At 43.6% G+C, this 24,682-nt stretch carries 24 protein-coding genes and 1 tRNA gene; 14 read left to right on the top strand and 11 right to left on the bottom strand.

Annotated elements, in window-relative coordinates:
* Window positions 1–605 precede the first annotated feature (605 nt).
* Window positions 606–2,546, top strand: coding sequence for a calcium-binding protein (locus PY364_RS03315; RefSeq protein ID WP_275520557.1), 1,941 nt, complete (start codon window positions 606–608; stop codon window positions 2,544–2,546).
* A gap of 493 nt (window positions 2,547–3,039) precedes the next feature.
* Here the strand turns inward: PY364_RS03315 and PY364_RS03310 are convergent, their stop codons facing one another.
* The 5 genes from PY364_RS03310 to PY364_RS03290 form a co-directional block, all read right to left on the bottom strand.
* Window positions 3,040–5,169: a DNA-binding protein gene (locus tag PY364_RS03310; RefSeq protein WP_275520554.1), complete on the bottom strand. Its 2,130-nt coding sequence runs from the start codon at window positions 5,167–5,169 to the stop codon at window positions 3,040–3,042.
* Between the two features lie 63 nt (window positions 5,170–5,232).
* Window positions 5,233–5,640, bottom strand: a complete 408-nt coding sequence (locus tag PY364_RS03305) for a hypothetical protein (protein WP_275520552.1) — start codon at window positions 5,638–5,640, stop codon at window positions 5,233–5,235.
* 74 nt (window positions 5,641–5,714) lie between these two features.
* Complete coding sequence (locus PY364_RS03300; RefSeq protein WP_275520550.1) at window positions 5,715–6,035, bottom strand: hypothetical protein; 321 nt, start codon at window positions 6,033–6,035, stop codon at window positions 5,715–5,717.
* A gap of 11 nt (window positions 6,036–6,046) precedes the next feature.
* Entirely contained in the window at window positions 6,047–6,823 is a 777-nt protein-coding gene (locus PY364_RS03295; RefSeq protein ID WP_275520548.1) for a PP2C family serine/threonine-protein phosphatase, read from the bottom strand.
* A 94-nt stretch (window positions 6,824–6,917) separates the two neighbouring features.
* Window positions 6,918–7,580, bottom strand: coding sequence for a VWA domain-containing protein (locus tag PY364_RS03290; protein WP_275520546.1), 663 nt, complete (start codon window positions 7,578–7,580; stop codon window positions 6,918–6,920).
* Window positions 7,581–7,631: 51 nt separating this feature from the next.
* On the opposite strand from PY364_RS03290, the gene PY364_RS03285 reads away from it, so the two are divergent.
* The 3 genes from PY364_RS03285 (at window position 7,632) to PY364_RS03275 (ending at window position 8,545) form a co-directional block, all read left to right on the top strand.
* Window positions 7,632–7,817: a colicin D domain-containing protein gene (locus PY364_RS03285; RefSeq protein WP_275520544.1), complete on the top strand. Its 186-nt coding sequence runs from the start codon at window positions 7,632–7,634 to the stop codon at window positions 7,815–7,817.
* A 115-nt stretch (window positions 7,818–7,932) separates the two neighbouring features.
* A complete protein-coding gene (locus PY364_RS03280) occupies window positions 7,933–8,178 on the top strand; it encodes a hypothetical protein (protein ID WP_275520541.1) in 246 nt (81 codons plus the stop codon).
* Complete coding sequence (locus PY364_RS03275; RefSeq protein ID WP_343277548.1) at window positions 8,168–8,545, top strand: type II toxin-antitoxin system RelE/ParE family toxin; 378 nt, start codon at window positions 8,168–8,170, stop codon at window positions 8,543–8,545. The genes PY364_RS03280 and PY364_RS03275 overlap by 11 nt, the downstream gene beginning before the upstream one ends.
* 94 nt (window positions 8,546–8,639) lie before the next feature.
* Here PY364_RS03275 and PY364_RS03270 read toward each other — a convergent pair whose 3' ends face one another.
* Together PY364_RS03270 and PY364_RS03265 are read right to left on the bottom strand one after the other, a co-directional pair.
* Entirely contained in the window at window positions 8,640–8,945 is a 306-nt protein-coding gene (locus PY364_RS03270; protein ID WP_275520539.1) for a hypothetical protein, read from the bottom strand.
* Window positions 8,946–9,042: 97 nt separating this feature from the next.
* Window positions 9,043–9,702, bottom strand: a complete 660-nt coding sequence (locus PY364_RS03265; protein ID WP_275520537.1) for a restriction endonuclease subunit R — start codon at window positions 9,700–9,702, stop codon at window positions 9,043–9,045.
* 284 nt (window positions 9,703–9,986) lie between these two features.
* On the opposite strand from PY364_RS03265, the gene acs reads away from it, so the two are divergent.
* The gene (gene acs, locus PY364_RS03260; RefSeq protein WP_275520535.1) at window positions 9,987–11,957 is read left to right on the top strand and encodes an acetate--CoA ligase; all 1,971 of its coding nucleotides are present in this window, start codon (window positions 9,987–9,989) and stop codon (window positions 11,955–11,957) included.
* A gap of 453 nt (window positions 11,958–12,410) precedes the next feature.
* Here acs and PY364_RS03255 read toward each other — a convergent pair whose 3' ends face one another.
* Window positions 12,411–13,289: an SDR family oxidoreductase gene (locus PY364_RS03255; RefSeq protein WP_275520533.1), complete on the bottom strand. Its 879-nt coding sequence runs from the start codon at window positions 13,287–13,289 to the stop codon at window positions 12,411–12,413.
* A gap of 99 nt (window positions 13,290–13,388) precedes the next feature.
* On the opposite strand from PY364_RS03255, the gene PY364_RS03250 reads away from it, so the two are divergent.
* The 3 genes from PY364_RS03250 to PY364_RS03240 all read left to right on the top strand — a co-directional run bounded on the left by PY364_RS03250 (window position 13,389) and on the right by PY364_RS03240 (window position 15,445).
* On the top strand, window positions 13,389–13,919 hold the full coding sequence (locus PY364_RS03250) for a heme-binding protein (protein WP_275520531.1): 531 nt from the start codon (window positions 13,389–13,391) through the stop codon (window positions 13,917–13,919).
* A gap of 173 nt (window positions 13,920–14,092) precedes the next feature.
* Window positions 14,093–15,196 carry a type IV toxin-antitoxin system AbiEi family antitoxin gene (locus tag PY364_RS03245; RefSeq protein WP_275520529.1) on the top strand — a complete coding sequence of 368 codons (1,104 nt, stop codon included), beginning with the start codon at window positions 14,093–14,095 and terminating at the stop codon, window positions 15,194–15,196.
* A 48-nt stretch (window positions 15,197–15,244) separates the two neighbouring features.
* Window positions 15,245–15,445, top strand: coding sequence for a hypothetical protein (locus PY364_RS03240; protein WP_275520527.1), 201 nt, complete (start codon window positions 15,245–15,247; stop codon window positions 15,443–15,445).
* Between the two features lie 85 nt (window positions 15,446–15,530).
* Here PY364_RS03240 and PY364_RS03235 read toward each other — a convergent pair whose 3' ends face one another.
* Complete coding sequence (locus tag PY364_RS03235) at window positions 15,531–15,947, bottom strand: secondary thiamine-phosphate synthase enzyme YjbQ (RefSeq protein ID WP_275520524.1); 417 nt, start codon at window positions 15,945–15,947, stop codon at window positions 15,531–15,533.
* A 3-nt stretch (window positions 15,948–15,950) separates the two neighbouring features.
* A complete protein-coding gene (locus PY364_RS03230) occupies window positions 15,951–17,054 on the bottom strand; it encodes a glycosyl transferase (RefSeq protein WP_275520522.1) in 1,104 nt (367 codons plus the stop codon).
* A gap of 83 nt (window positions 17,055–17,137) precedes the next feature.
* On the opposite strand from PY364_RS03230, the gene PY364_RS03225 reads away from it, so the two are divergent.
* On the top strand, window positions 17,138–17,509 hold the full coding sequence (locus tag PY364_RS03225; protein WP_275520520.1) for a hypothetical protein: 372 nt from the start codon (window positions 17,138–17,140) through the stop codon (window positions 17,507–17,509).
* The gene (locus tag PY364_RS03220) at window positions 17,509–17,736 is read left to right on the top strand and encodes a hypothetical protein (protein ID WP_275520518.1); all 228 of its coding nucleotides are present in this window, start codon (window positions 17,509–17,511) and stop codon (window positions 17,734–17,736) included. The genes PY364_RS03225 and PY364_RS03220 overlap by 1 nt, the downstream gene beginning before the upstream one ends.
* Here the strand turns inward: PY364_RS03220 and PY364_RS03215 are convergent.
* Window positions 17,724–18,914, bottom strand: coding sequence for an aminotransferase class V-fold PLP-dependent enzyme (locus tag PY364_RS03215; RefSeq protein ID WP_275520516.1), 1,191 nt, complete (start codon window positions 18,912–18,914; stop codon window positions 17,724–17,726). The genes PY364_RS03220 and PY364_RS03215 overlap by 13 nt on opposite strands.
* Window positions 18,915–19,015: 101 nt before the next feature.
* On the opposite strand from PY364_RS03215, the gene PY364_RS03210 reads away from it, so the two are divergent.
* From PY364_RS03210 to PY364_RS03195, 4 genes are all read left to right on the top strand, one after another.
* Window positions 19,016–20,578 (top strand): TM0106 family RecB-like putative nuclease, encoded by a 1,563-nt coding sequence (locus PY364_RS03210; RefSeq protein WP_275520514.1) that lies wholly within the window; start codon window positions 19,016–19,018, stop codon window positions 20,576–20,578.
* A 206-nt stretch (window positions 20,579–20,784) separates the two neighbouring features.
* A complete protein-coding gene (locus PY364_RS03205; protein WP_275520511.1) occupies window positions 20,785–23,250 on the top strand; it encodes a diguanylate cyclase in 2,466 nt (821 codons plus the stop codon).
* 6 nt (window positions 23,251–23,256) lie between these two features.
* Window positions 23,257–24,384, top strand: a complete 1,128-nt coding sequence (locus tag PY364_RS03200) for an esterase-like activity of phytase family protein (RefSeq protein WP_275520509.1) — start codon at window positions 23,257–23,259, stop codon at window positions 24,382–24,384.
* Window positions 24,385–24,430: 46 nt separating this feature from the next.
* Window positions 24,431–24,504, top strand: a tRNA-Asp gene (locus tag PY364_RS03195).
* The last annotated feature ends 178 nt before the right edge of the window (window positions 24,505–24,682 follow it).

Here is a 24,682-nt window from a genome sequence, read left to right as displayed (position 1 = left end):
TTGGCAACCATAATGTAATGTTTAAAAAACTGCACAAAACAAGTAGCCATAGACTCAATACTTGAGCGAGTGGGTAGTGGGCCACTGACAGACCCTTTAAGCATCAAGCTTTGGGCGGATTAATCCCCTAAAGGTTGTCCTTAAGAATCCCCGCGTCTTTTAGACCGGGAAGTGTCAAGCGTAACTCCTAAAGTCGAGCCTACCTGTGCCCACAGCAACAGCCGCGACCTGCTTTAGGCCAAACCGCAATCTAAGCCAAACCCATCTGCTAACTTTCAAAACCTTAGCCTCCAGGCACCGCTGTGCCCGGAACCAAGCCAAAAGTGCTAAAACGCTTGCGGAACTTGGAGTTTGCCAATCCCGTCTCACCCACTATAAATATCTTCCCAAACCTAAAGAGGATTATTGTAGGGTGAAGACTTTCACAGCAACAGCCAGCCAGCAAAAAGTTGGCTCAAGAGAAAGTCTAGACACGCTTACTCAAAGTGGGCTAGACTTGCGACTGGCAAAAAGGTTAAACTACAGCGGAATCCAAATATTTGGTTTTCTAGGCAGAGTCTGTAGTCGCAGTACGCGATTACCAACAAGTAGAGGAGTGAAAGTGTATGACAACGCTAGATGACAATCCTAATCAGCTAGATTTAAACCTACCCGGGCTAGGGCCGGACACTATATTCGCAGGTGCAGGTGCTGATTTTATTAGAACCGCTACCCTGGGCGGAAGTTTAATCTTTGGTCAAGGGGACAACGACACCCTGATAGCCCTTGGCCCTAACGATACTTTGTACGGCGGCGACGACGAAGACTCTCTGCGGACTCAGCGCACCCCCGCCTATATCTTTGGCGATGGAGGCAATGACACGATCATCGCCGAAGCCCGCGCCACATTGTATGGTGGTGCAGCCGACGACTTCATCCAAGGTACCGCCGAAGCCAACCTCATGTTTGGTAATGAGGGAGCAGATGTCATGCTGGGCGGCGCACAGAGGAGAGATTCCCTCTACGGCGGCAAAGACAATGACTCCATTGGTTTCTTTACTGGTGCTGGTGATGGCAGCAATAACCTCGGCTTAACCCTAAGTGGTGGTGTTGCTGGCTTCGTGGGCAATGAAGGCAATAACTTCTTGCGCGGCGATTTGGGCGACGACCTAATTGCAGGTATCAATCAAAGAGATTCCCTTTACGGCGGTAAGGGTAACGACACCTTACGAGTTGTTGGTAGCAACAGCTATGCGTCAGGGGATGATGGTAATGACACCCTGAGAGTTTTTAACTCTCTGGAGACTAATTTTTTCTCCACCAGCCCTGTGACTGTCGGTCTCGAAAGAATCACTTTGCTCGGCGGTGCCGGCGACGATTCTCTCTATGGCGGTATTGGCGATTTTCGAGGCGGCAAGAACTTCTACGATGGTGGAGACGGCAATGACACGATCGTAAGTTTCGCTTTCCAAGACACTGTATTGGGAAATGATGGCAACGACTTCATCACCTCCAGCACGGCCGCTGGGATCTCCAGCCAAGGAGCTAGCATTTCTACTCCTGGCTACTCTGGTAATAGCTTATTAGATGGCGGTCGCGGCAATGACACGATCAGAGCTGCCTTTTCAACTGATACGATGATTGGCGGCGAAGGCAACGATAGTTTGAGTGGAGTTTTCACTCAAGCCAGTGGTGCAGAAGGTGACGACACCATCGATGCCTCCCTTGCAGCTAATATTGGGCGGATTACTCTGGATGGTGGTCTGGGCAACGACCGCTTAATTGGCAACCGCAGTGCGACTAACTTCTTCAACGGCGGTGAAGGCAATGACTTCATCGTCTTTGCCTCCACAGGCGACAGTTTGATTGGCAGCTTTGCGGGCAATGACACTATTAGCTACGCTACAAATGTCACCTTTGCTGGCCTGACAACGCCCACCGTTATCAGCGATTTCTTAGGCAATAACCTGATTACTGGTGGCAATGGCGTTGATTCCATAACTACTGGTGCGGGCAATGACATCCTGATTGGTGGCCCTCAAGGAGATGCAAGTAGCGATACTCTAGATGGCGGTGATGGCGACGACTCTCTATACGGTGACTTTGGCAATGACAACTTGATTGGAGGTAATGGCAACGATACCCTAATCGGCGGGCCTGGTGCTGATATCCTCACTGGCGGATCGGGTAACGATGTCTTCGTTTACTTCAACCCATTTGAGGGCGGAACAGTCGCAGGACAAATCGATGGTATTGTCGATTTCGTGGTCGGTCAAGATAAGCTCGCCCTATCTTCGACGGGCTTACCTGGTGGTGCTGGCTTTGGGTTCCCAATTTCAGGGGTCGCGAACAGAAGACCTCTCGATCGGGAGTTCCTAGTGCTTGAAGATGTCTTGGCTACGGGTACACAGGCAGAGGTGGGTGCTGTTGGCAACTTCCTCGTTTATGAAAACCTGAGCGGAAATCTGTACTTCGACACCAACGGCGCTAGTGCTGGTGGTTTGGTTCCACTCGCAAACTTTAACAACAGACCAAGAATCAGCGAGTCTGACATCATTCTGTTCTAGTTGAATACTTTAGGTTGTACAGCGAGTTTTAATTCAACTCTGTTGTACCCAGCTAGCTAGGGATTAAAACCCCTAGTTTTTTTGTGTCGTCCGTAGGTTGAATGGAACGAAGTGATATATAGCTAGGGGCTAGGGGCTAGGGACTAGGGACTAGGGAAGAAGGGAATAGAATCAAGGGTTCCAGCAATCAATCATGTCCTAATTGCCTTGGCGGTTGCTATAGTAACCGCTTTCGTCGGTTAGGGGCGCTTAGGCTAGGGGCTAGGGGCTAGGGCGTGTTTTCTTGCCTCGTTGTATCCTAGAAAATAGGTAAAAGCTTGCGATCGCAAGCAGTTAACGCTCATGAACCGAGGAGACTTAAGTGTTGGCCGCAAATTATACAGCTATGATTGCGATCGCCTGCGTTCTGTTGTGGTTGTAGTTTGAAAAAACGCCCTAACCCCTTCTTCCCCTAGCCCTGAGCATCGTAGCCCCTAGCCCCTTCTTCCCTCACTTACCATCTCCCTAAAGCGCCCCAGACGGCACCAGAGAGTATACCCCAAATCGCGCCTAAGCCTGCGGATGAGACGATCGCACCTAGCAAGGTTCCCAATTCTACTGGTGGCGTACTATTAATCACAGGTAATACCGCAGACAAGACACCGCCTAAAATTGCGGCCGCGATCGCACTCAAAAAAGTCCCCCAAATCGTACCCAAAAGTGCACCTTTCCCCCCCGTAGGCTGAAACGCTGCTGGCAACTTCGGCGCAGCCCCAAAAGCCCCCAACAACGCACCGGAAAGACAACCTCCAAGGGAACCCAAGCCCGCAGATATTACGACCACTTGAACCAATAGAGTTATCAATTCAACAGGGGGAGTATTCTTACCGTTAAGTTCCGGCCAGATAGCAAATCCTAGGCCGAGAAGAGCTCCCGCAATTGCCCCAAAAAACACTCCCCAAATCATCCCCAACAATGCCCCTTGCCTCCCCCAGGCACGACCTACAGGCATTGCCCAGGGAGGCTTACAAGTGCTCCAAACACCTCCCCAAACAGTCCCGGCGCAAAGGCCAATGGCGATCGCTTCTCCAATTCCAGGTTTATTGTTAATTGCCCCAAACACTACACCGCCGATCGCACTCAACAACAAAGCCCCAGAGATCGCACCCAAAAAAATACCTGCCCACTTTCGCCCAACTTGATTGGGTGGGACAGTTAATACACCCCAAATTACGCCAAAGAAAGCACCCCAAATTGTGCCCACAAAGATTGCGCCCAAAATTGCACCGCCATCCCGATCGGTTGCAGCGTAAATTCCACCTGCGATCGCGGCCAAACACACACCACCCCAAGCTGTACCCCAAACGGTATCCTGAACGAAGCCCTGAAAACCGCCAATTGGCGGCGACGGCGCAGGAGTCCGGTTTGACATCCCTGTTACCATAATCGGCGCTTGGTACTGACCTAGTTGACGAGTTAAACCCCTCTGCGGCGTTGGCGATGTCTGAGTCTGGCTGCGTTGTTGTACTGTAACAATCTGAGGTGGTGGTTGCTGTTTGCGTTTAGCTTTAATCGGCTGCAAATTCTGGCCACTTCGTACCGCGCTACGGGAGGGGAAGGGATCGCGACCTTTAAGTAACTTAGCGCGATCGCACCAAGGACAAGCCTTTAAATGATTCCCATACTTATGCTGATTATTTTTAACGCAAGTTACCAGCGCATCTTCCGCTTCTTTCAGAGCACTAACCCAACTTTTAGCATCTGGGCGGGCGATCGGGTTAAAATGGCCATCCTCAAAACATCGCCCAAACATCTGTCGCAGAGTTGGGTGTAAAATCTCCCAAGATGGTGCCGCAGGCATAGGGCGAAAGGGAACCCGCTTAGCTGCATAAGGAAAATAACCCGATTTTATCCTCACTTCTATGGGCGGAGGTTCGCCGCTACCTTGATAAACTCCTGCAAAAGGGTGTGTTCCTTCCATTAATAGCTGGAAAATTAGCACAGCTAAGCCAAATAAATCATGTTCTGGAGTGCGATCGACATTGCGGAAAGTTTGCCCCTGCAACTCTGGCGGCGTAAACTCTGGTTTACCTACAGGACAGCGGTAAACGTAACTCGTGTAAGGATCTCGGACTTGAAATGAATCAGTATCTACTAAAGTAACTAAGGCTGTATCAGTGACGAGGATATTTGACTCGTTGACATCCCCAATGACGTAACCTCGAACGTGAAGGGCGTTAACAGCGGCGGCGAGGTTGCGGGCTGTACGGTGTAGGTAGAGATAATTAAATAGAGGCTTTTGTTCGCGGCGAGTTTTGGGGGTGTAGAAGGTGTGGATGGGGGCTACATTCGTGACGCGGGGCATTAGGAAGCCGACGATTTTTTCCGTATTGCTGGCGGTTCGGAGTAAGTCAATAGGCCAGGCAATTGAGGCGTGTCCGGGGGCTGCGATCGGTGCGTCTGGAGGCATACTGAACATTACTGTCAGTTTGTCTGCGTCTTCGTCTGTGGGTTTATGGTAAATCTTTGCTACTAGGGAGGGGTTTTGCAAGACTGCATAAATGCGACCTTCTCCGCCCGATGCGATCGCGCTACGGGTGTCTAAGGTAATCAATTGTCCGCTGAATTGGCGTTGCAGTTGCATAAGAAGGAAGAGGGAAGAAGGGAAATACAATTACATTAATAGGACTTATGCAAAAAAACCGGATTAAGTATTTGCAGCGCGATCGCCAAGACGCATATACAAAAGTACAAAATTAATAATGAAAAATGGCATAATCAAAAATTGGATTATTCCACTAACAATTTGAACTAATATGGATTTCCCAGTGGGATAGGTTAAAAAAATAACCAGTAGAAGTGGTATACCACACCTAAATATTAACCACCAGTATCCTTTAATTAATTTCCAACTGCTACTCAAACCTTCTATCGTCAAACCGTTTTCCATCACGATCGTGCAAAGGACAAATTCTTGGCGATAGGCTAGATAAAGCACTGGAAGAATTAGTAAAATTATTCCAGTATAAAAAATTACAAGAGACAGAAAAGAACCTACAATAAGTGTAAATGTTTCTCGGAACAAACTTCTAGCACTAATAGCTTGAGTAGTCATAGTTTTAGGTTTCCTTTAAATTTGGAATAAGTGGTTAAGTAAAATCCAAGAAAGTATGCCATCAGTATCAACCTTTACAAATCTTTCCATGCTTCATTCTCTAATTCCTCCAAACGCCGATCTTCCTCAGAGACGGCTACCGAACAAGCAAGAAACCATTGAAACTTGTCTGGATTGGCTTTGATTAGTTTAAAGAAATTTTCATCCCGAATAGTTCTGAGAGTTTGTTTTAAATTATCAAAAATTGGTTCGGGTAGTGTTTCAATCTGATCTACAATTTCTAATTTATCTTGAAATTTCATTGTTTTTACAATGTCGCTGTATTTGAACTGCTGCCAAACATCATCTGGCAACTGTTCCATTTCTAGCTTAAAATAATATCTTTTGGGTTCCATTGCTCAATCTCCTAACTAGAAAAACTTGCTAATAATAAAGTTAAATCGTCGTCAGTGCGTTCGGTAACGCGGGGCGATCGCAAAAATGATTCTAACTGCTGTTTAGCTTCTATTTCATCCTCTATTTGTGCCGCAAACCGGAACAAGGGCGAAAAGAAGGGAACATGAGGCGTACCCTCTGGCATCTTCAAAGCTAACATTTGCAAACCATCGGAGAAAAGAGCTAAATGCGTTAATTTTCCTCGCCATACTTGCAATTGTGCTGTTTCCAAAGCATTGTCTGAAATCAGGAATATAGTTTCATTAATGTACTCGCCACAGGGTGGAACTGTCACTGCGATAACATTGCCTTCGCTATCTCCTACCACCGCCGCACCGTCCCCAATTTGGGCAACTGCTAATAGGGAAGGAGTGGCGATAGCTAAAATTAACGTACTGGCTAAATCTCGCGCTCTGACTTCCCTAACTTTTGCTTCTGCTTCAACGGCCTCCCGCGCTGTTTTCAAGGCTTCAGTGAGCAATTGATGCCAACTGCTGTCATCTTCAAACCATGTTTGCTGGTTCTGAGAAATGGCTTCTACGGAGGCTGTAACTGCAATTTGAGCGCCCACTTCTGCAAGTGTAGCTGAACCGGCACCGTCTGCAACTGCGGCGACTAGAATGCCGCCTGTTAGGAGTTTCCATCTGTGGGCATCTTGGCAGGGTTGCGATCGCTTTTCGTGACTTGTCCCCATCACTGATGCCGCTACAATTTGGCATTTAATTATTTGTTCTTTATCTTCTGTCATTTGTTAGTTGTTAGTTGTTGGTTGTTGGTTGTTGATCCACAGTTAACCGTTAACAGTTAACAGTTAACAGTTAACCGTTAACCGTTAACAATTACTAAACTGTTCCCCATCCAGGGGGCGGGAGTGCTACTTGTTCGTCAATTTTTGAGTGGGATACTCTCTGCATACTAGCGGACAGCCAGATGAACATTTCGCGGAAATCTAACCCTCGGAGTTTTACGGGAGTGCGATCGACAATTTGGGCCAAACGTGAGATATTAGCGCCTTCCACGCCGACGGCAAAAAAGGCAACGCGCTTGTTAGCTTCTTCCTCTCTGATGCGCTGGGCGGCTTCCTCCACAAGCTGTTCTGACTCTCCTTGGGGCTCGCCGTCGGTAATCATAAATACCCAGGGGCGGTAGTAGGTGATGCCGTTGTTGCGGTATTCCGACTTGCGGGCGGCGATCATGTCCAGGGCGTAGCTGATACCAGCGCCCATGTGGGTTTGTCCTTGGGCTGTCAGCAGTGGGGACTCGAACTGGTCGGCTGTCACGAAGTCTTGCACGACTTTAATCTGGTTGTCGAAGGTGACAATGGCTACTTCTACGCGCTTTTTGGCAAGTTCATCTCTAGTGAGGTCATCCCTAAAGGTTTGTAGCCCTTCGTTGAGGGCATCAAGGGGTGCGCCCTGCATTGAGCCTGATGTGTCCAGTAGGAGGACGCAGGGGCATCGGGGCTCTGGGTTTTCGGCAAATTCTACGGCTTCGTCGAGTCTCATGGTTCCAGGGTTGACCTTGCTGTTACTTCTGCGGGGATAACTTCCCTTCCATTGTCTCTTAAGATCCGCCAGAGGTTCCATGAGGGGATAGATAGTTTTGCAAAGGCTATTCAAGTTCACTTGCAGAAACAGGGAGTGCAGGAGAGTGCGGGTACTTATCGCACACAACCAGTAAAGCACTATTTTGACCCATTAACTAATTTGAATGTTATTGTGGATGCAGGAAACAATATTTGATTGAAGATCCTCGATTTGATATTGGTGAGGCTCAATTGCAAGTATCGGCAGAGGAAACGCTGGATAAGTTGGTTAATTTAACAACTTATTAAACCTTAAATGATCGGGAGTAACAATGAAAGCAATTAAAGTGATGGCAACTATTGATAATCAAGGACAATTGTGTGTTGATGAACCACTAGAGTTAGAACAAGATAGCCGAGTAGAAGTGATTGTACTCATTCCAGAAGTAGCAGAAATTAATGAAGAAGAGCAACCTAAAGAAACAATTTTAGCAGATTTTCGTCAAGCTTGGCGTGAAGCAATGACTGGTAACACGATTCCTGTTGCCCAAATTTGGGAGAGTATTGATGATGTCTGACCAAGCATTGATTCAAGTTGAAGCTGCACCGACATTTACAAGAAATTTACGGAACATCGCTAAAAAATATCGTAGTATTCGTGATGATATACAACCAGTTATAGAACAACTTGAACGAGGAGAGTTACCAGGGAAACAAATATCTGGAATTGGTTATGATGTTTTTAAATTGAGAGTAAGAAATAGCGATGTTCAAAAAGGTAAAAGCGGTGGCTATCGTCTGATTTATTATGTCAAAACTGCTAAGGGAATTATTTTACTAACTGTTTATACAAAATCCGAACAATCTGATATTCCAGCGGAAGAAATTACAGGCATCATTTTAGAGTATGAACGGCGTGCAGTTGAAGATGAAGAAGATTCCTAAACAATAGTATTCTATTATTATTCTAGTAAAGCATACTAAAAGTGCTATATTTTTAGATGCACCAGTTCCCCAGTATTCACGACGCAAACCAGATTTACCAAAATCCCTGCGAAAACCAAACTGCTTCTGTACCTACTGTAATAAAGCAGAAACCTTTTAATTTATTAGAGCGAAATAATGCTGCAATTTTAAGGTTCCATTCTGCAATAACAAGATCGCAGTCTTCCCCTTCAACCCAATCCGCATAAATATTATCCGGCAATGCAGTCCACTCACCTATATCATTAATCAGGTAATCGTTTAGTCCCAATTCTTTCAGTTGATCGCTCATTAGCTTGCATTGAAGAGGATCTTGACTAAATTCACCATATACGGTGACAGTAAGTAGAAAATCTTTCATCAATATTTGTCAGTTCGTAGCATTTTACATCATCAATTAGATGACTGAGGTTCACTATTGTTTTGCTGAGGTGGCTCAGATATTTCTTTAGTTTACCTCATGCCAATTGTAACTGTACATTCTGCAACTTGCAAATAGCTTTCAAAACTTGCACTAACTGAATCGATCGCTCCCGATCGATCAAGTTCAATTCTGGTAAAATCTGATAACTACAAGGATTTCCTCGCGTCAAATAGACAAACCGATAACTTTCGCCATTCGTCGTCAATCCCCAAACAGACGCTTGTTGCTGCAAACTTTTATAAGTATAAGTCAGTAATTGGGGTAAACCCATCAAAGGCGCGATCGCACTATTTTTCGCCTCTACTACTAAAATCCAAAATTGCGTCGCTGTTATCTCTGCATCGGGCTGATTTACTGCTAAAATATCTAAGCGCCCTCTAATTAAAGTATCTCCATCTTCAACTTCAATAAGTATACTATTTTCCATTGTCAGGACGACAGGAATCTTGAAAAATCCCGTTAATCTCATTAATGGCGAAAGCGCTAAAAATTTCACCAGTTCCTCAGAAACTTTCCCGCTTTCTAGGTAGCGCCAAAAATTATGGCCGATTTCCAATATTTCTTGCTGTTCAATATCGGTTAGTGCTTCCAGAGATAAAGATTCAGCAAAAGAACCTTCTATTTGTCTTTCCAGTTTGAGAAGACGGTGAACGTCATTTAGTGAAAGTTGGCTGGCTTCTAAATTTTCAGTCATGGATTTTTTGAGACTAAATTTTAGTAATAATCTGATTGTATCGGATCAAAGATATTTTTAAGGTTGTGAAGCTAATATTTTTTATCGAACCGCAGAGGACGCAGAGGCGCAGAGGAATAGAAGAGAATAAATCTCAACTTGATCTGGATTGATTTACAATCAAAACAACATAAGTCTCAGGTATTTACAGGATATTCTCAAGTCTTAAGGAAAATAAACATATTTTTGTCCCAACTTGTGCAAACAATAGTTAAAAAGACTAATTGAAGTTACATTTAAGAACGATGTCACAAGATACGATCGAATCAATACTGCAAGAAAAACGCCTATTCCAGCCGCCGGCTGAATTTTCGGAAAAAGCGCATATCAAAAGCTTGGAAGAGTACAAACAACTGTACGATCGCGCTAAAGCTGACCCTCAAGCATTCTGGGCTGAACTGGCAGAAAAAGAACTTGACTGGTTCCAAAAATGGGATACCGTACTCGATTGGCAACCGCCTTTTGCTAAGTGGTTTGTCAATGGTAAAATTAATATTTCCTACAACTGTCTCGATCGCCATTTAACGACTTGGAGAAAGAATAAGGCGGCGCTGATTTGGGAAGGGGAACCGGGAGACTCTCGGACTCTGACTTACGCGCAACTCCACCGTGAAGTTTGCCAAATGGCGAATGCGATCAAACAGTTAGGAGTGCAAAAAGGCGATCGCGTCGGTATTTATATGCCGATGATTCCTGAAGCCGCGATCGCGATGTTAGCTTGTGCCAGAATTGGGGCAATCCATAGCGTAGTGTTTGGCGGATTTAGCGCTGAAGCCTTGCGCGATCGCCTCAACGACGGTCAAGCTAAACTGGTAATCACCGCAGACGGTGGCTTCCGCAAAGATGCGATCGTTGGCCTGAAAGAACAAGTAGACAAAGCCCTCGCTAACGGCGCAACACCAAGCGTTACAGACGTTCTGGTGGTTCAACGGACAAAACAACAAATTCACATGGAAGCAGGCCGCGATCGCTGGTGGCACGATTTGCAAAAAGAAGCCTCAGCCGACTGTCCCGCCGAACCAATGGACAGCGAAGATATGCTGTTTATTCTATACACCAGCGGCAGTACAGGCAAACCAAAGGGTGTTGTTCACACCACAGGCGGATACAACCTATACTCACATATCACAACAAAATGGATATTTGACCTGCAAGATACCGATGTATACTGGTGTACCGCTGATGTGGGATGGATTACAGGTCACAGCTACATTGTATATGGCCCTCTATCCAACGGCGCTACAACCCTGATGTACGAAGGTGCGCCGCGTAATTCCAACCCCGGTTGTTTTTGGGATGTCATCGAGAAATACGGTGTCAATATTTTCTACACCGCGCCGACTGCGATCAGATCCTTTATGAAAATGGGCGAACATCACCCCAAATCCCGGAATTTATCGTCTTTAAGGCTGTTGGGAACCGTTGGCGAACCGATTAACCCGGAAGCGTGGATGTGGTATCACCGGATTATCGGTAACTCGAAATGTCCAATTGTCGATACTTGGTGGCAAACTGAGACGGGTGGGATTATGATTACAGCGTTACCAGGTGCGATCGCGACTAAACCCGGTTCTGCAACCCTACCCTTTCCTGGAATTGTGGCCGATGTGGTCGATCAAGACGGCGAATCCGTTACCAATGAAAGCGGCGGCTATTTAGTCGTCAAACATCCTTGGCCGGGAATGATGCGAACACTTTACGGCGATGGCGATCGCTTCCGCCGCACATATTGGGAATATTTGCGCCCCAAAAATGGCGAGTATATATACTTTGCCGGCGATGGCGCACATAAGGATCGGGATGGCTATTTCTGGGTGATGGGTCGCGTAGACGATGTGATTAGTGTTGCCGGCCACCGACTCGGTACAATGGAGATTGAATCAGCCTTAGTATCTCACCCTGCGGTCGCTGAGGCAGCAGTTGTGGGTAAGCCAGATGAGATTAAGGGAGAGGAGATTGTAGCTTTTGTTACCTTGGATAGTGCTTATACTTCGAGTCCTCAGTTAGAGAAGGAGTTGAAACAGCACGTTGTGAGTGAGATTGGCGCGATCGCACGTCCCGGAGAGATTCGGTTTACTGATGCCTTACCAAAGACGCGATCGGGTAAAATTATGCGGCGTTTGTTGCGTTCTTTAGCCGCAGGTCAAGAAGTTACGGGCGATACTTCTACCTTGGAAGATCGCACGGTTTTGGATAAATTACGCGGTGGTGCTTAAGGGGATTTCTTAGTCACAGATGTAGGTAGATGAACGCAGATAATTATTGAATTTATCTGCGTTTATTTGCGGTTATTATGACTTGTATGACTTATACAAATCCGGGTTAGCTACCCCCTTTTTAACGTGAGTTCGATGTAGTTCGATCATACCTCCGTGACACGGCTTGATTTGGGAGAAGATCGCGTTTTCCTGGGGTGGGGGCGGGTTTAGATAATTTGTCGGTTGGTATCAAATATCTGGGCGAACCCGCGCCTACATAAGATGGTAAAATGTGGGATAAAATCCCCTGGCAAAATATTACGTCAAGGCTGTAGGGGCGGGTTCACCGAAATATTTGCCACCCACGAATAATCTTGATAAACCCGCCCCCACCCAACCAATAACTTCATCTTGTCTTAACCGTCATGGCGACTGCTATACATTTCCATAAAGTGTTTTTAGGAAACAATTTCATGCTGCAAAAGCTGCCTTATAGTCTTCTACAAATTGGGCGAAGCTGATGAGCTTATGTCCTGTCACTTCCTCAAATTGAGGCGATACTTCTGATGCAGATCCTGCTTTGTAGCTGGCATAAAGTCCGAGAATCGCATCGGCGCTGATTTCTGGCATCCCAACACCAAGCATTCCTTCTTTTGCTGTTTCTTCAGGAATATCATAGTAGGTAATTGTCCTACCAATACCTGCTGAAAGGAAGTTAGCACATTCTTCTATGCTCAGCGCTTCTGGCCCTGTCAGCGTGTAAGTTTTGCCAATATGTCCAGATTCTATGAAGCATTGAGCGGCAAATTCGGCAATATCGCGGACATCAATCCAGCTAACTTTGCTATCACCCAACGGAAGATAAATCGAGTTTTGAGTTTTAATTTCGTAGCCGTTAAATGTGATAAAATTCTGCATGAAAGAATTGGGTCGGATCAGCGTATATGGAATGCCACTTTCCTTAAGATAATCGTCTGTTTGAGCGTGCCAATTTAGTAAAATAGTAGCGTCAGGCGCGGCTCCCATCCCCGAACTACGGACGATATATTCAATATTTGCTCGTTTGGCAGCATCAATTGTTTGACAGCCTAGTTCGAGCATATTGGGATGTACGGGAACCAAAACAAAAGCTTTTTTCACTCCACTGAAGGCAGCATTGAGGCTAGCTGTATCAGCGATATCTAATTGGACAGTTTCAGCGACACCGAGTTTTTCAAGTTTCTCTTTTCCTTTAGGACTGTTGTAAGCTGCACGCACAGCGGCACCAGCTTTTACTAGGTTTTCGCAAACGCTTGTGCCGACGGTTCCAGTCGCTCCCGTGACGAGAATTAGATCGTTATTTTGAGTCATTTGTTTTCTGCGGTGTACTATGTTTATTAATGATAGACAAGCTATAATGATTTGTCAAATGGATTATTTATGTCCTACCTAAAACCCAAGAAATAAACAATGTCAGCATCTTTACCGAAAGGATTTCCTCAACCCACACAAGTCGGTGCAATTGAAGTTAAGCAATATCCCTCCTATCGCGCTGTCACCTATACCCACGATGGGGATTTACAAGCAGCGAATAGAGTTGCCTTCAATCCTTTATTTGAACATATCAGTAGCAACCAAATTGCGATGACGACACCAGTTGAAGCTCGTTATACTGTTACTTCAAATACACCAAATGGAGACAACAATCAAGCTGAAGTTTCGTTTTTATATGGCGATCCAAATATCGCTCCTTCTAGCGTGAAACCAGGAGTTAAAGTGATAGATAATCAGCCGATGACTGTTGTTAGTATCGGCGTGCAAGGTGCTTATACTTGGGAAAGCTACGAAACTAATTTGCAAAAGTTAAAAGATTGGTTAGAACAACATCCTGAATATGAAGTTGTGGGGCCACCACGCCGATTGTTTTATAATTCGCCGATGACTCCAGAATCTATTAAAATGAGTGAGGTACAGATTGCGATCGCGCTGGTAAAAAAATGAATATTTGACTCAAAATAACCAATTGGTGGCATCTGACTAATGTTTACCACAACCTTATTAAAATTGGCTATAATAAAAAATGTAGCTAATTTTTTACATTTTGAGTATGACAATTCGCTGCGATGAAATAAGAAAAAACCTTATTAAATGACTGCCTAAAACATCTCAAGGCGTTGCCTAATATTCAGGCTAGTATTGACACAAAACCCCTAACTATTGCAGGAGTAAATGCTGATGGGATTCTCACCATCAATACCCATCAAGAATCTGTGCAATATATTTACAAAATTCAGCTATTTGTTACTACCACAATTGCAGAATTGGCAATTTCTTACTGTAAATATCTTGAAGAAAAAACCGGGCAAAAAGTTATTCTATTTGTCCGCTACTTATCAAATGCAGTCATCGAGGGTTTTCTCAAACATAATATCGAATTTATAGATACAGCAGGTAACATCTATCTCAATAGTCCAGCAACTTATATTCTCATTCGCGGTCAACGTCCTCCCACTACTAAAATTTCATCTTCTAATATTACAGCTACAACTCTTAAAATTATCTATAGTTTTTTACAATCTCCCCATATTTTACAATCCAACTATCAGGAAATTGCGAAGGTTTCAGGAGTTGCACCTTCAACTGTTAGCCGCACAATTCAAGACTTATATGAATTAGGATATCTGCAACGGCAGCGAGATGGCAATTATCGAATTGTTAACTATATGAAGCTATTAGAAAGATGGGAAATGGGCTATGCTGAAAGCCTCCGGGCTAAACTAATTCTAGGAATTTTTACCCCAGGAGGAGGTCGCAGCTTTGCAGAAATTATGGAGAGTATTATTCAGATAGCAAAAGAAGGTAGTTTTTTGATTGGGGGAGAACTTGGGGCGGCGATTTTTACCTCTTACCTTCGTCCTCAAAGTGCTACTTTACATTTGCTCAATGATGATTCAAAAACTTCGGGAACACTCAAACTCAAGGTCATAGGAATTGCGGCAAAATTGAAGCTTAAGCCTTCTCCTTTAGGAGAAATCATTATAATTCAGCAGTTTGGAATAAATAACGGCTGGACTAATTATTTAGAAAATCCAGATAGAAATACTAATATTGATTTTTATGGCGAAATACTTGCAGATCCATTGCTAATTCATGCAGAATTACTCTTAACTGCTGATGAACGATTGGGGGAAACTGCTAATCGTATTTATCATCAGTACATTGAACCCAGAGGCAACATATTTGGGGAAAAGAAAATATTAAAAGGTCGAAGGAGTTAATTTTAATGCTTGAACCTAGAGAAAAGCAAGTTTTAGCGGATATTTTTATTGGGAAAAGATATTTGCCATAAATTTAGCGATCGTACAATAACTGAACTCGATCAAATCTTATCTCAAATCTTGGAGGATTCCGATCGCTATTTTCCTCCACTAATTCCTCGCAGCGTTGAAGGCAATGAATGGGATAGTAAGTTTGATAAAATTTTCCAACGTTGGAGTATTTTTTATGAAGGAATGAAAGCAACTTGAGGATAAAAATATCCCCAGTTAGATCGATCCAATATTGACAAATTCCTCCCTGAATTGATATCTAAATATCTATCCTACCTTTCCCTCAATCACCGCTAATATGAACAACAACTTCCCGCGTATTTCCTCGCTGTCTATGTTCCCATAAATAAATTCCTTGCCAAGTTCCTAATACCAATCTCCCTTGTGAAATCGGAATTTGTTCGGAAGTATGAGTTAAAGCGGTACGAATATGTGCCGGCATATCGTCTGGCCCTTCCGCATTGTGAATATAATAGGGCCCTTCTGGCACAATCTTAGCTAAGAAATTAGCTAAATCTCGCAACACATCAGGATCGGCATTTTCTTGGATTACCAAGCTAGCAGAAGTATGGCGCAAAAATAGAGTACACAGTCCTATTTTAACACCTGATTTTGCTACTGCATCTTCTACCTTGGAAGTGATGTTACATAGAGATTTACCAGCGGTTTGAATTCTGATTAACTGTTGAAAGTGAGTCATAATTTAGTGTGAGAAATAATTAACTACAGATTGCGCGATCGTTTCAGTCCCGTATTTATCTAATTTATCCGATAAGCGTGGCGGTTGCAAAGATTGTCGCAGAAATTCCCAGTTACTCTCAAAAAAATCAGCATTTGATATAATTTGATGGTGAGCATAATTCTGAATGCCTTCTAGTAGCACTGGAGATTCTGCAAACCCTTCCCGCGTCAGGGAAATTATCGGCACTTCCAGGCGCAAAGCTTCCGAAAAAGTGCTATATCCTGGTTTGGAAATTACTCGTCCGCATAGCGGCATAAAATCAACGGGCCGAAAGGGGATTAAACTAGAGTTTCTTGAGTCCCTATTATTGATATTTATCAAGTTTGGTAAAACAGGTGCTTGAGAATCAAATGAGATGAATTGCCAATCAGGGAAATGCTGTAAATTGTGGTAGGGTATTTGCTCTAAACCCAAGCCACCGAAAGTAAGCAATACTGTTTTTTCAACAGGTGCTTTAATGCCAAATTTATCTCTAATTTCATCTAGATTATACCGAGGATCGCCGCCAGTTAAGCCGACATCAGAAATGTTAGGAAACGCGCTCATTGGTTCATGCAATGGCAGGCGAAACAAAAGATTGCATTGGCTGAAACACTCGCTAATCCAATTTGCTACTTCTATAAATTCGCCGCCCCAATCCCGATAAATAAAGTCCCAGCCAAAGTTACTCAGCATCCAGCAAGGAATGCCAGCAGCCTTAGCAATCGGTGCAGCTAAAGGAGGGATATCAGCAAGTATTAAACTCACGCGATTTTGCTTGATAAAATTAACTTCGCTAGCTATAATTGACCGCTGTTGGGCGCGAAGTTCCCGTAATTTTTCTAGAGTAGCACCTCGATCCATATTCAAGCTATCGGATTGCACAACTCCGACATCAAAGGCGCGGGGGCGGTGAATAAAATCCCCTGTAATATAAGATTCTAACAACCATCTAGGTGCTGTTGTCACCATAATCAATAAAATATCTGGACACAATTTTTGAATTGCTGCTGCAACAGATGCAGCGCGGACAGCATGGCCGAATCCGTGATTGGTGATAGCGATATATAAGACTGGTCGAGACATACAATTAATCAAGGTTTCTATTTATAGATTATGATATAATAGAATGGTGTTTATGTAAATAAATATATTGCTGGAGATGTAAGATGACAGTAGGACAAACGAGTGCCGCGCCCAGAGTTAGTATCGATCAAACTGAAATAGAGCAGATTGAAAAACTTTATACTCTCAGAGAGCGATCGGAGGTGTTGAAATTCCTTGATAATCATCCTTTTTTGGTTCCAGTTTTACTGGAAGCGCCAGAGAATATTCGCGATTATTTTCCCGATAATTCATTAATTTTAGATATGGCTATTGACCCAGAAAGTTCATCGCCAGATGATGATAAACTGGTACTCTTGATTGCCACAGATATTGACGCTGACGAGTCAGTTGAAAGGCTTTGGGAACTAGATAATGCTTGGTGGCTTAATGCTGCGCGGCGTTCGGAACATAAAATGTTTATAGATTTGGAGTAATGAAGTTTAATTGGTCGGAATATCTCGCTTTGGCTCAACAATTGGCTGGCAAATCCCAGATTTCTGCTACTCAGGAGTCGCGGTTACGTTCAGCCATTAGTAGAGCCTACTACGCTGCTTTCATTCAGGCACGAAACTATTTGCGCGACACAATGGGTCTTTCGATTCCGCGCAAAAATACTCACCCTAAAAAAGAGCAATTATCTCATATAAACTATAGGACTTGACTAGCGATCGCGTCAACCAATTTATCAATTTCTGACTCCGTAGTAAAATAGTGAACGCAAGCCCGCACGCAGTCAGGCGAGAGAATTGTCCGCACCATACAATTCTGTTGATACAAAAAATCTATTAGCCGATCGTGGGGTTTTCCATTAGTCAATTCAAAAGCAACTAAACCCGCTTCTGGGGGCGACTTTTGCAAGCAATTAACGCCATCGATCTCAGATAAGCGCTCCCAGAGATACTGACTCAAACGGCAGATTTCTTGATAGCGTTCCTCAATAGTTCCCCACTGGTGATGAAGTGCGATCGCTGACCGCAAACCTGCATATAAAGGATAGGCAGAAGTTGCCACTTCATAACGCTGCGCTCCCCCTTTCCAACCAGTAGGATTACCAGTTTTATCCATAACAATTGAACGCCAACCAATAAAACTTGGATGCAAATCTGGCAAGGCTTCAGCACTTACATAAAGTCCCCCCAAACCTTCTGGCCCGCACCACCATTTATGACCCGTGAAAGCATAGAAATCCACGCCCAAATCAATCAAATTTAACGGCAATACTCCCACTGATTGAGCCGCATCTACTAACACTCTGACTATGCCATTTTTAAGAGTAGAAACCGGATAATTATGGCAAACTTTAACAATCTCACCTAGGGGCAAAACTTGACCCGTATTCCACAAAATATGACTGATTGCTAATAGGCGAGTATTTGGTCGCAAATGTTCAGCAATAACCGCCGCCGGATCTCCCTCATTCAAAGTTGCCATTAGCGGACAAGTAGAGATTTCAATATTAAATCTGCGCTGAAGTTCCATCGCAGTTGCTACAATACCAGGGTGCTCGCAATCCGACAGCAACAGGCGATCTCCAGGCTTCCAATCAATGCCCCAAAAAGCAATATTGCAGCCAACGGTGACATCCTCCGTCAGTGCGATCGCTTCCGCCGGGACATTTAACTCAGAGGCGATCGCAGATCGTGTTGCGATCGCCTCCCCTGTCACCCAAGCATTGACCTCCCTAGAAAAAGGCCCCATTTGCTGCACGCATTCATACGATCGCTGGATAGCCTCTAAAGATACCTGGGGCAGCGGGCCCTGCCCCCCATAGTTAAAATAAGCCTTATTAGCTAAAGCTGGAAAATGTTGCCGATGAGCTGCTAATTTTGAATTTGTCATTTGTGTTATCCCTGATATTTTTGTCCAGCAGTCAGTTAACCTTAAGAATAAGCTATCCGCCCCAATCTAAAATTAAAATCTAAAATCCATATCATCCGTAAATGTTGATAACAGACAAACAACTTCTTAACTACCAACGCTGCGATCGCCGAGCATTTTTAGATGTCTACGGAGATATCAACCAGCTAGATCCAGCCAGCGACTTTCTATTGAAACTGATCCGGGATAGCTTAACTTATCGCCAGACAATTTTAGAACAGCAGACCTATCAACAACCGTACTATCCTAATGGAGATTGGGTCGCAGGTACAGAAGCTACTTTGAGTTTAATGCGGCAAGGAGTTGACCGCATTTATCGAGGAGTGCTTTTGCAATCTGAGAAGTCAAAAAAAATATCAGCATCAATCGAAAATCTGGAAGTATTAGGCATAGAAAATTCCTCATTTATCCCTTCAACTGTCGCCTTACTTAGCCGTCCTCACTTGCTAGTAAAACAGCCTGGAAATTCAGATTTTGGCGATTGGATCTACGTTCCTGCCGACATTTGGATCGCCAAGCGACCCAAACTTGACTATCAAATTGTCGGTGCTTTTCACGCGCAGATATTAGCATCAATACAGGGAGTAATGCCTGAAACTGCATGGCTAATTCTAAGAGAAAAAGGGCCTTATGCGGTGAATTTGTTACAGCGATTGCCTCAAATGCAGGAAATTTTAAAACATTGCATTCAGATGTTTCAAGAAAAAAACGAGCCAGAGATGTTTATTTCTCGTCAAAAGTGCAATCTTTGCCGCTGGTATACCAGTTGTTATGGGATCGCCGAATCAAAAAAACATCTTTCTCTATTGCCAGGAGTCACACCTGCACGTTATGCTCAACTGCAAAAACTTAATTTAACTACAATCGAATCTCTGGCATTAGCAAATCCTGAATTGTTAATTAATTACCGAGAATTTGAGGGAGGAATAGCAGCGCAATTAGTGCAGCAAGCTCAATCAAAGTTGAAAAATCAAGCAACGATCCGAAATTTGACAATTGGCAATGGGGAATCAGAAAATTCAATTCCCAATTCCCCATTCTCAATTCCCAATTCCCAACCTAATTTTTTAACAACTACACCAATAGAAATATACTTTGATTTAGAAGCGGAACCAGAAATAAATTTAGATTATTTACAAGGTTTATTGGTGGTTGATAGACGGACAAATACAGAGATTTATCATGCCTTTTTGGCGGAACAACCCGCAGATGAAGGTTTGATCTGGCAACAATTTTTAGACTTAGTTTGGAGTTATCCCATAGCGCCTATTTTTCATTTTTGCGATTATGAAATCCAGACTGTAAAACGGTTAGCGCGGCGCTACAAAACTCCCGCTTACCAGTGGCAACCAGTGCTGAAGCGGTTTGTCGATATTCACAAACAGGTGACGCAAACCGTGACTTTGCCAGTGGAAAGTTACGCCCTCAAACCAATTGCCCGCTGGATGGGTTTTGAGTGGCGCGACGCTAAAGCTAACGGGGCTCAGTGCGTCTGCTGGTATGATGAGTGGTTAAAAACGGGCGATCGCGCCTTTCTGGATGCGATCGTGCGCTATAATGAAGACGACTGCCGAGCCACATACCACGTTAAGGATTGGTTAGCAAGCTTTTTGCAGAATATTTAATTATTTGTTAGCCATCAAAAATCTGCTTTTTTCGTCTTCACAAAATCTTTAAAAAAAGTCTCTATATGCAAAGTTTCTTTGAGTTTATTAAAAATTTGTAAACTTATAGTAATTTTTTATGATTTTCAGTAATAATAATTTGAGGAGCAGCAGCTTAGCTGCGGATTTAAACAACACCTTTAGATTCACAATCGCAATTATAGATTATGAGTGAATATGTTTGCCCCTTGTGTTCCTACCCTTTGCTGTCTCATGTCCGCCTCGGAAAACTTTACTGGTTGTGTAGACATTGCAATCAGGAAATTCCTTACGGTTTGAGCAACACGATCGGCAAACATAGTCACGTAGAAGAGACAGTCAAACGCTATAAGCTACTTTCCGAAAATACTCGTGACATAGTATTATTCCTACAACTAGATGGCAGAATTACTGAAGCAAACAAGCCCGCTTGCCAAGCTTACGGTTATGAACGGGAAGAAATACTTTCTTTAAATATACAGCATTTACAAGTCCCCGATAATTTGAATGGGTTCGCTGAGCAAATGGCGAAAGCAGAGAAGGAAGCTTTTATTTTTGAAACTGTTCACCTCCGCAAAAACGGGGAAATATTTCCTGTTGAAGTCACTGCCAAAAGCATAGAAATTGGTGAAGAAAAAATTATCTTAAATATTATCCAGGACATTACCGAACGCAAACAAGTAGAAAAATTACTAGCGCAGCAGTGCGATCGAGATCGGCTAATTGGAGCCATGCAAGAGCGAATTCAGCAATCATTAAGCCTTAAGGAAATCCTGAATAGCACAGTTGCAGAATTGCGGGAATTTCTACAAGCCGATCGGGTAATTATCCATCGCTTTTTAGCAGATGGGAACGGTTCAGCAGTCGTAGAAGCAGTAGCTTCCGATTTCCCTTCCATGCTCGAATTTATTATTCACTATCCCTCTATTTTAGAAAAAAAATACCTTCAACAGTATCAGAACGGAAAATGTTTTGCGATTACCGACATCCACCATGCCGGACTCGATCTACGGCTGATTCAATTGCTAACATTTTTTAATATCAAAGCAAGGCTGGCAATACCAATCTTACAAAATACTCCAGAATCAGAATTTTTAACCGGAAATCAACTCTGGGGATTGCTCATTGTGCATCAATGTTCGGCATCTAGACAGTGGCAAACTTCAGAGATAGACTTGCTCAAAGGAATGGCAACTCAAATCGCGATCGCAATTCAGCAATCAGAACTCAATCAGCAGTTGCAAATAGCTCAGGAAAAGTTGCAGCAACTCACTTTATTAGATCGTCTTACTTTAATTGCCAACCGACAGCGCTTTGACGAATATCTCTTATCAGAGTGGCAGCGGGCTGTACGGGAAAAGATACCATTATCTCTGATTATTTGGGAGATCGATTTTCTCAAGAAATATAACGACACCTACGGTTATCAAGCAGGCGATCGTTGTCTGAAACAAATTGCTACAACAATTCGTTCTACCGTGAATCGTTCGAGTGCTTTAGTCGCTCGCTACAGCGATACAGAATTTGCAGCAATATTACCAAATGCAGAGGCGGAAAATGCTGTTCTAATTGTAGAAGAAATCCGTTTTCGGGTGAAGGCATTAGAAATCACCCATAGCAATTCTCAAATTAGTAAATACATTACCCTCAGTTACGGAATTGCTAGCACTATTCCTGATAGCAAATCTTCTCCTGCTCAAATGATTGCTGATGCAGAACTGACCCTTTCTCAAGCGAAAACAGCAAGAATGTTGAGTTCCACGAAAAAGAATAGCCATTCTTTGATTTCCCAACTCCCTCTCTCTTCGCAAAATCAAGCTAGTAATCTTATACCAACCCAGCAAAAAACTAGCGAAAAAAATACAAATATAGAGTTGCTAATGAGCTATGTTGCCTACTATGTTAGTCGCGGCAAAAGTATACTGAGTCCCATGAGCGGCCCACTATTTTTTCGGGGATTAGTTTATGAATATTGGGGCTATCATCGTGACTTTAACGAATTTTGGAAACAGCTACAGGAACGGCGTGATTTTCGCGAACTTTATGTTGAAGGCGATATTGATTGCTTTGGCAATTTTCTCGGTGGAAACTGTACAGTCATCCAGTGTGCCCGCTGCAATTTACCCATTCCAGTATCCGAAGGAAGTGCCTATAACGTTCCCAACTGTACTCTCTGTAATAACCCATTAAATTCAGAGAAAATGACGGCTGACACAACACCGCAAAATTTTGAAGATCGAGTAGAAAAAACCCGTGTAGTTGCCATTGGTACACCCCCAACTGACTCTAGAACAATGAAAAGATTGTTCTCTGTTAATGGATTTGAAGTGACGTTTTTATCTAATATAGAAGCAGTCCACTCTCAATTTTTGCCTAGTGTAGTAGACATGGTGCTGATTTATGCAGAAATTTCAGAAACAGAGGGTCAAGCTTGGGCTGAAGAACTCCGATGCTACCCGCAACTCCAGCAAGTTCCGATTGTGGCCCTTAGTCCAAAAGTTAAGTTTAGCCTACCTTGGGTAGAGCGGAATTTAGGAGTTGAAGATTATATTTTAGCTCCTTTAGGTGGGGAACGTTTAGCTAATCATTTACGGCGAATTTATGAGTTTCAGCCTACTATCTCTGCAACTGATTTATACTGGTTTCCTCGGTAATTAGAGATGAGGAAAGCCATAAAATTCACTTCTTTTGTCTACTGTCTGCTAATAGGATTTATTTTAATCATTGTCATGGGTTTGCCCGTTCTACCTTTGACAATCGCAGGAATCGATTTTATCGGAGAAATAGCATTTTCAACTGGCTTAGAGTTTCAGCAAACAGAAGTAGGTGGACTTTCAGGCATTACTTATGATGCTAGTAAAGAAGTTTATTATACTATTTCTGATGACCGCAGCCAAAAGGCTCCTGCTCGGTTTTATACCCTCAAAATTGATTTAACTTCTGGCAAACTGAAACCAGAAGGAGTGAAAATTATAGGCGTAACTACGCTGTTAGATGAAGATGGTAAACCTTTTGCTCCTTTGAGCCTTGATTCTGAGGGAATTGCCTTTACTGGAGAGAGTATTTTTGTCTCTTCTGAGGGAGATGTTGAACGCCAGATTAATCCTTTTATTAAGGAGTTTTCAGTCACAGGAAAGTTATTAAAAACCCTACCAATTCCCGATAAATTTTTGCCCAATGCTAAGGGCGATGGAGGTATACGTAATAACTTAGGTTTGGAAAGTTTGACTGTTACTCCCAATCGAAAATATCTGTTTACAGCCACAGAAAATGCTTTGGTTCAAGATGGCGATGTCCCTACAAATCAAACAGGTACAACTTGCCGAATTTTGCGCTATAATTTAGCTAGCGGTCAGCCAGAACAAGAGTTTGTGTATATCACCGAACCCCTAGTTGGTGAGTCTACTCCCCCTGGAAGTTTTATTACTAATGGTTTAGTGGATTTAGTCGCGATCGCAGACAATCGCCTTCTGAGTTTAGAGCGTGCGTTTTCTCAAGCAAACGGAATTACGATTAGGATATTTGACGTTTCTTTGGAAAAAGCTGATAATATTCAGGGGATTGACAGCCTCAAGAGTCGCCTCACTCAAGTCTCGCCTGCTCAGAAGAGGCTGCTCCTAGACTTAAAAGACCTCAACCTGGGGCTGGATAATCTGGAGGGTTTGGCTTTTGGGCCCTTGCTGGCGGATGGGAAGCGATCGCTTGTCTTGGTTAGTGACAACAACTTCAACCCCCTGCAATTGACCCAATTTTTGGGGTTCGGAATAAATTTTCAGCAAACCCCTTGACAAATTGTGACGCGATCGGCATAATGGAAATTGTGCCTGAACACCTGGGACAGTAGTTCAATTGGTTAGAGCACCGCCCTGTCACGGCGGAAGTTGCGGGTTCGAGCCCCGTCTGTCCCGTTCAAAGATAATCTTAGATTTAGCTCTCTTTCTGTTTGAGCTTAGTTAGTTATACGAGTCAATTTAATAAATAACTGTACCATTATCCATAGGTGGTAGCGATATAGCAACCTTCTTGGCAATTAAGACTTACGTAACGCCGCCTTCTAGGCGGTTCAATTACCGCCTAGAAGGCGGC

This window comes from Kamptonema sp. UHCC 0994 (assembly GCF_029167235.1).
Lineage (GTDB): Bacteria > Cyanobacteriota > Cyanobacteriia > Cyanobacteriales > Microcoleaceae > Kamptonema.
Note: the sequence above shows the minus strand (reverse complement) of the source record. Positions and strands in the feature narration are given on the sequence as shown.

Bases quoted from the DNA above. Each gene is read 5' to 3' on its own strand.
- PY364_RS03220 (WP_275520518.1), top strand. From the start codon at position 17,509: ATGAAGTTTAATTGGTCGGAATATCTCGCTTTGGCTCAACAATTGGCT.
- PY364_RS03270 (WP_275520539.1), bottom strand. From the start codon at position 8,945: ATGAAAGATTTTCTACTTACTGTCACCGTATATGGTGAATTTAGTCAA.
- PY364_RS03200 (WP_275520509.1), top strand. From the start codon at position 23,257: ATGAGGAAAGCCATAAAATTCACTTCTTTTGTCTACTGTCTGCTAATA.
- PY364_RS03305 (WP_275520552.1), bottom strand. From the start codon at position 5,640: ATGACTACTCAAGCTATTAGTGCTAGAAGTTTGTTCCGAGAAACATTT.
- PY364_RS03295 (WP_275520548.1), bottom strand. From the start codon at position 6,823: ATGACAGAAGATAAAGAACAAATAATTAAATGCCAAATTGTAGCGGCA.
- PY364_RS03225 (WP_275520520.1), top strand. From the start codon at position 17,138: ATGACAGTAGGACAAACGAGTGCCGCGCCCAGAGTTAGTATCGATCAA.
- PY364_RS03250 (WP_275520531.1), top strand. From the start codon at position 13,389: ATGTCAGCATCTTTACCGAAAGGATTTCCTCAACCCACACAAGTCGGT.
- PY364_RS03265 (WP_275520537.1), bottom strand. From the start codon at position 9,702: ATGACTGAAAATTTAGAAGCCAGCCAACTTTCACTAAATGACGTTCAC.
- acs (WP_275520535.1), top strand. From the start codon at position 9,987: ATGTCACAAGATACGATCGAATCAATACTGCAAGAAAAACGCCTATTC.
- PY364_RS03210 (WP_275520514.1), top strand. From the start codon at position 19,016: ATGTTGATAACAGACAAACAACTTCTTAACTACCAACGCTGCGATCGC.
- PY364_RS03275 (WP_343277548.1), top strand. From the start codon at position 8,168: ATGATGTCTGACCAAGCATTGATTCAAGTTGAAGCTGCACCGACATTT.
- PY364_RS03235 (WP_275520524.1), bottom strand. From the start codon at position 15,947: ATGACTCACTTTCAACAGTTAATCAGAATTCAAACCGCTGGTAAATCT.
- PY364_RS03230 (WP_275520522.1), bottom strand. From the start codon at position 17,054: ATGTCTCGACCAGTCTTATATATCGCTATCACCAATCACGGATTCGGC.
- PY364_RS03300 (WP_275520550.1), bottom strand. From the start codon at position 6,035: ATGGAACCCAAAAGATATTATTTTAAGCTAGAAATGGAACAGTTGCCA.
- PY364_RS03255 (WP_275520533.1), bottom strand. From the start codon at position 13,289: ATGACTCAAAATAACGATCTAATTCTCGTCACGGGAGCGACTGGAACC.
- PY364_RS03315 (WP_275520557.1), top strand. From the start codon at position 606: ATGACAACGCTAGATGACAATCCTAATCAGCTAGATTTAAACCTACCC.
- PY364_RS03215 (WP_275520516.1), bottom strand. From the start codon at position 18,914: ATGACAAATTCAAAATTAGCAGCTCATCGGCAACATTTTCCAGCTTTA.
- PY364_RS03310 (WP_275520554.1), bottom strand. From the start codon at position 5,169: ATGCAACTGCAACGCCAATTCAGCGGACAATTGATTACCTTAGACACC.
- PY364_RS03290 (WP_275520546.1), bottom strand. From the start codon at position 7,580: ATGAGACTCGACGAAGCCGTAGAATTTGCCGAAAACCCAGAGCCCCGA.
- PY364_RS03280 (WP_275520541.1), top strand. From the start codon at position 7,933: ATGAAAGCAATTAAAGTGATGGCAACTATTGATAATCAAGGACAATTG.
- PY364_RS03205 (WP_275520511.1), top strand. From the start codon at position 20,785: ATGAGTGAATATGTTTGCCCCTTGTGTTCCTACCCTTTGCTGTCTCAT.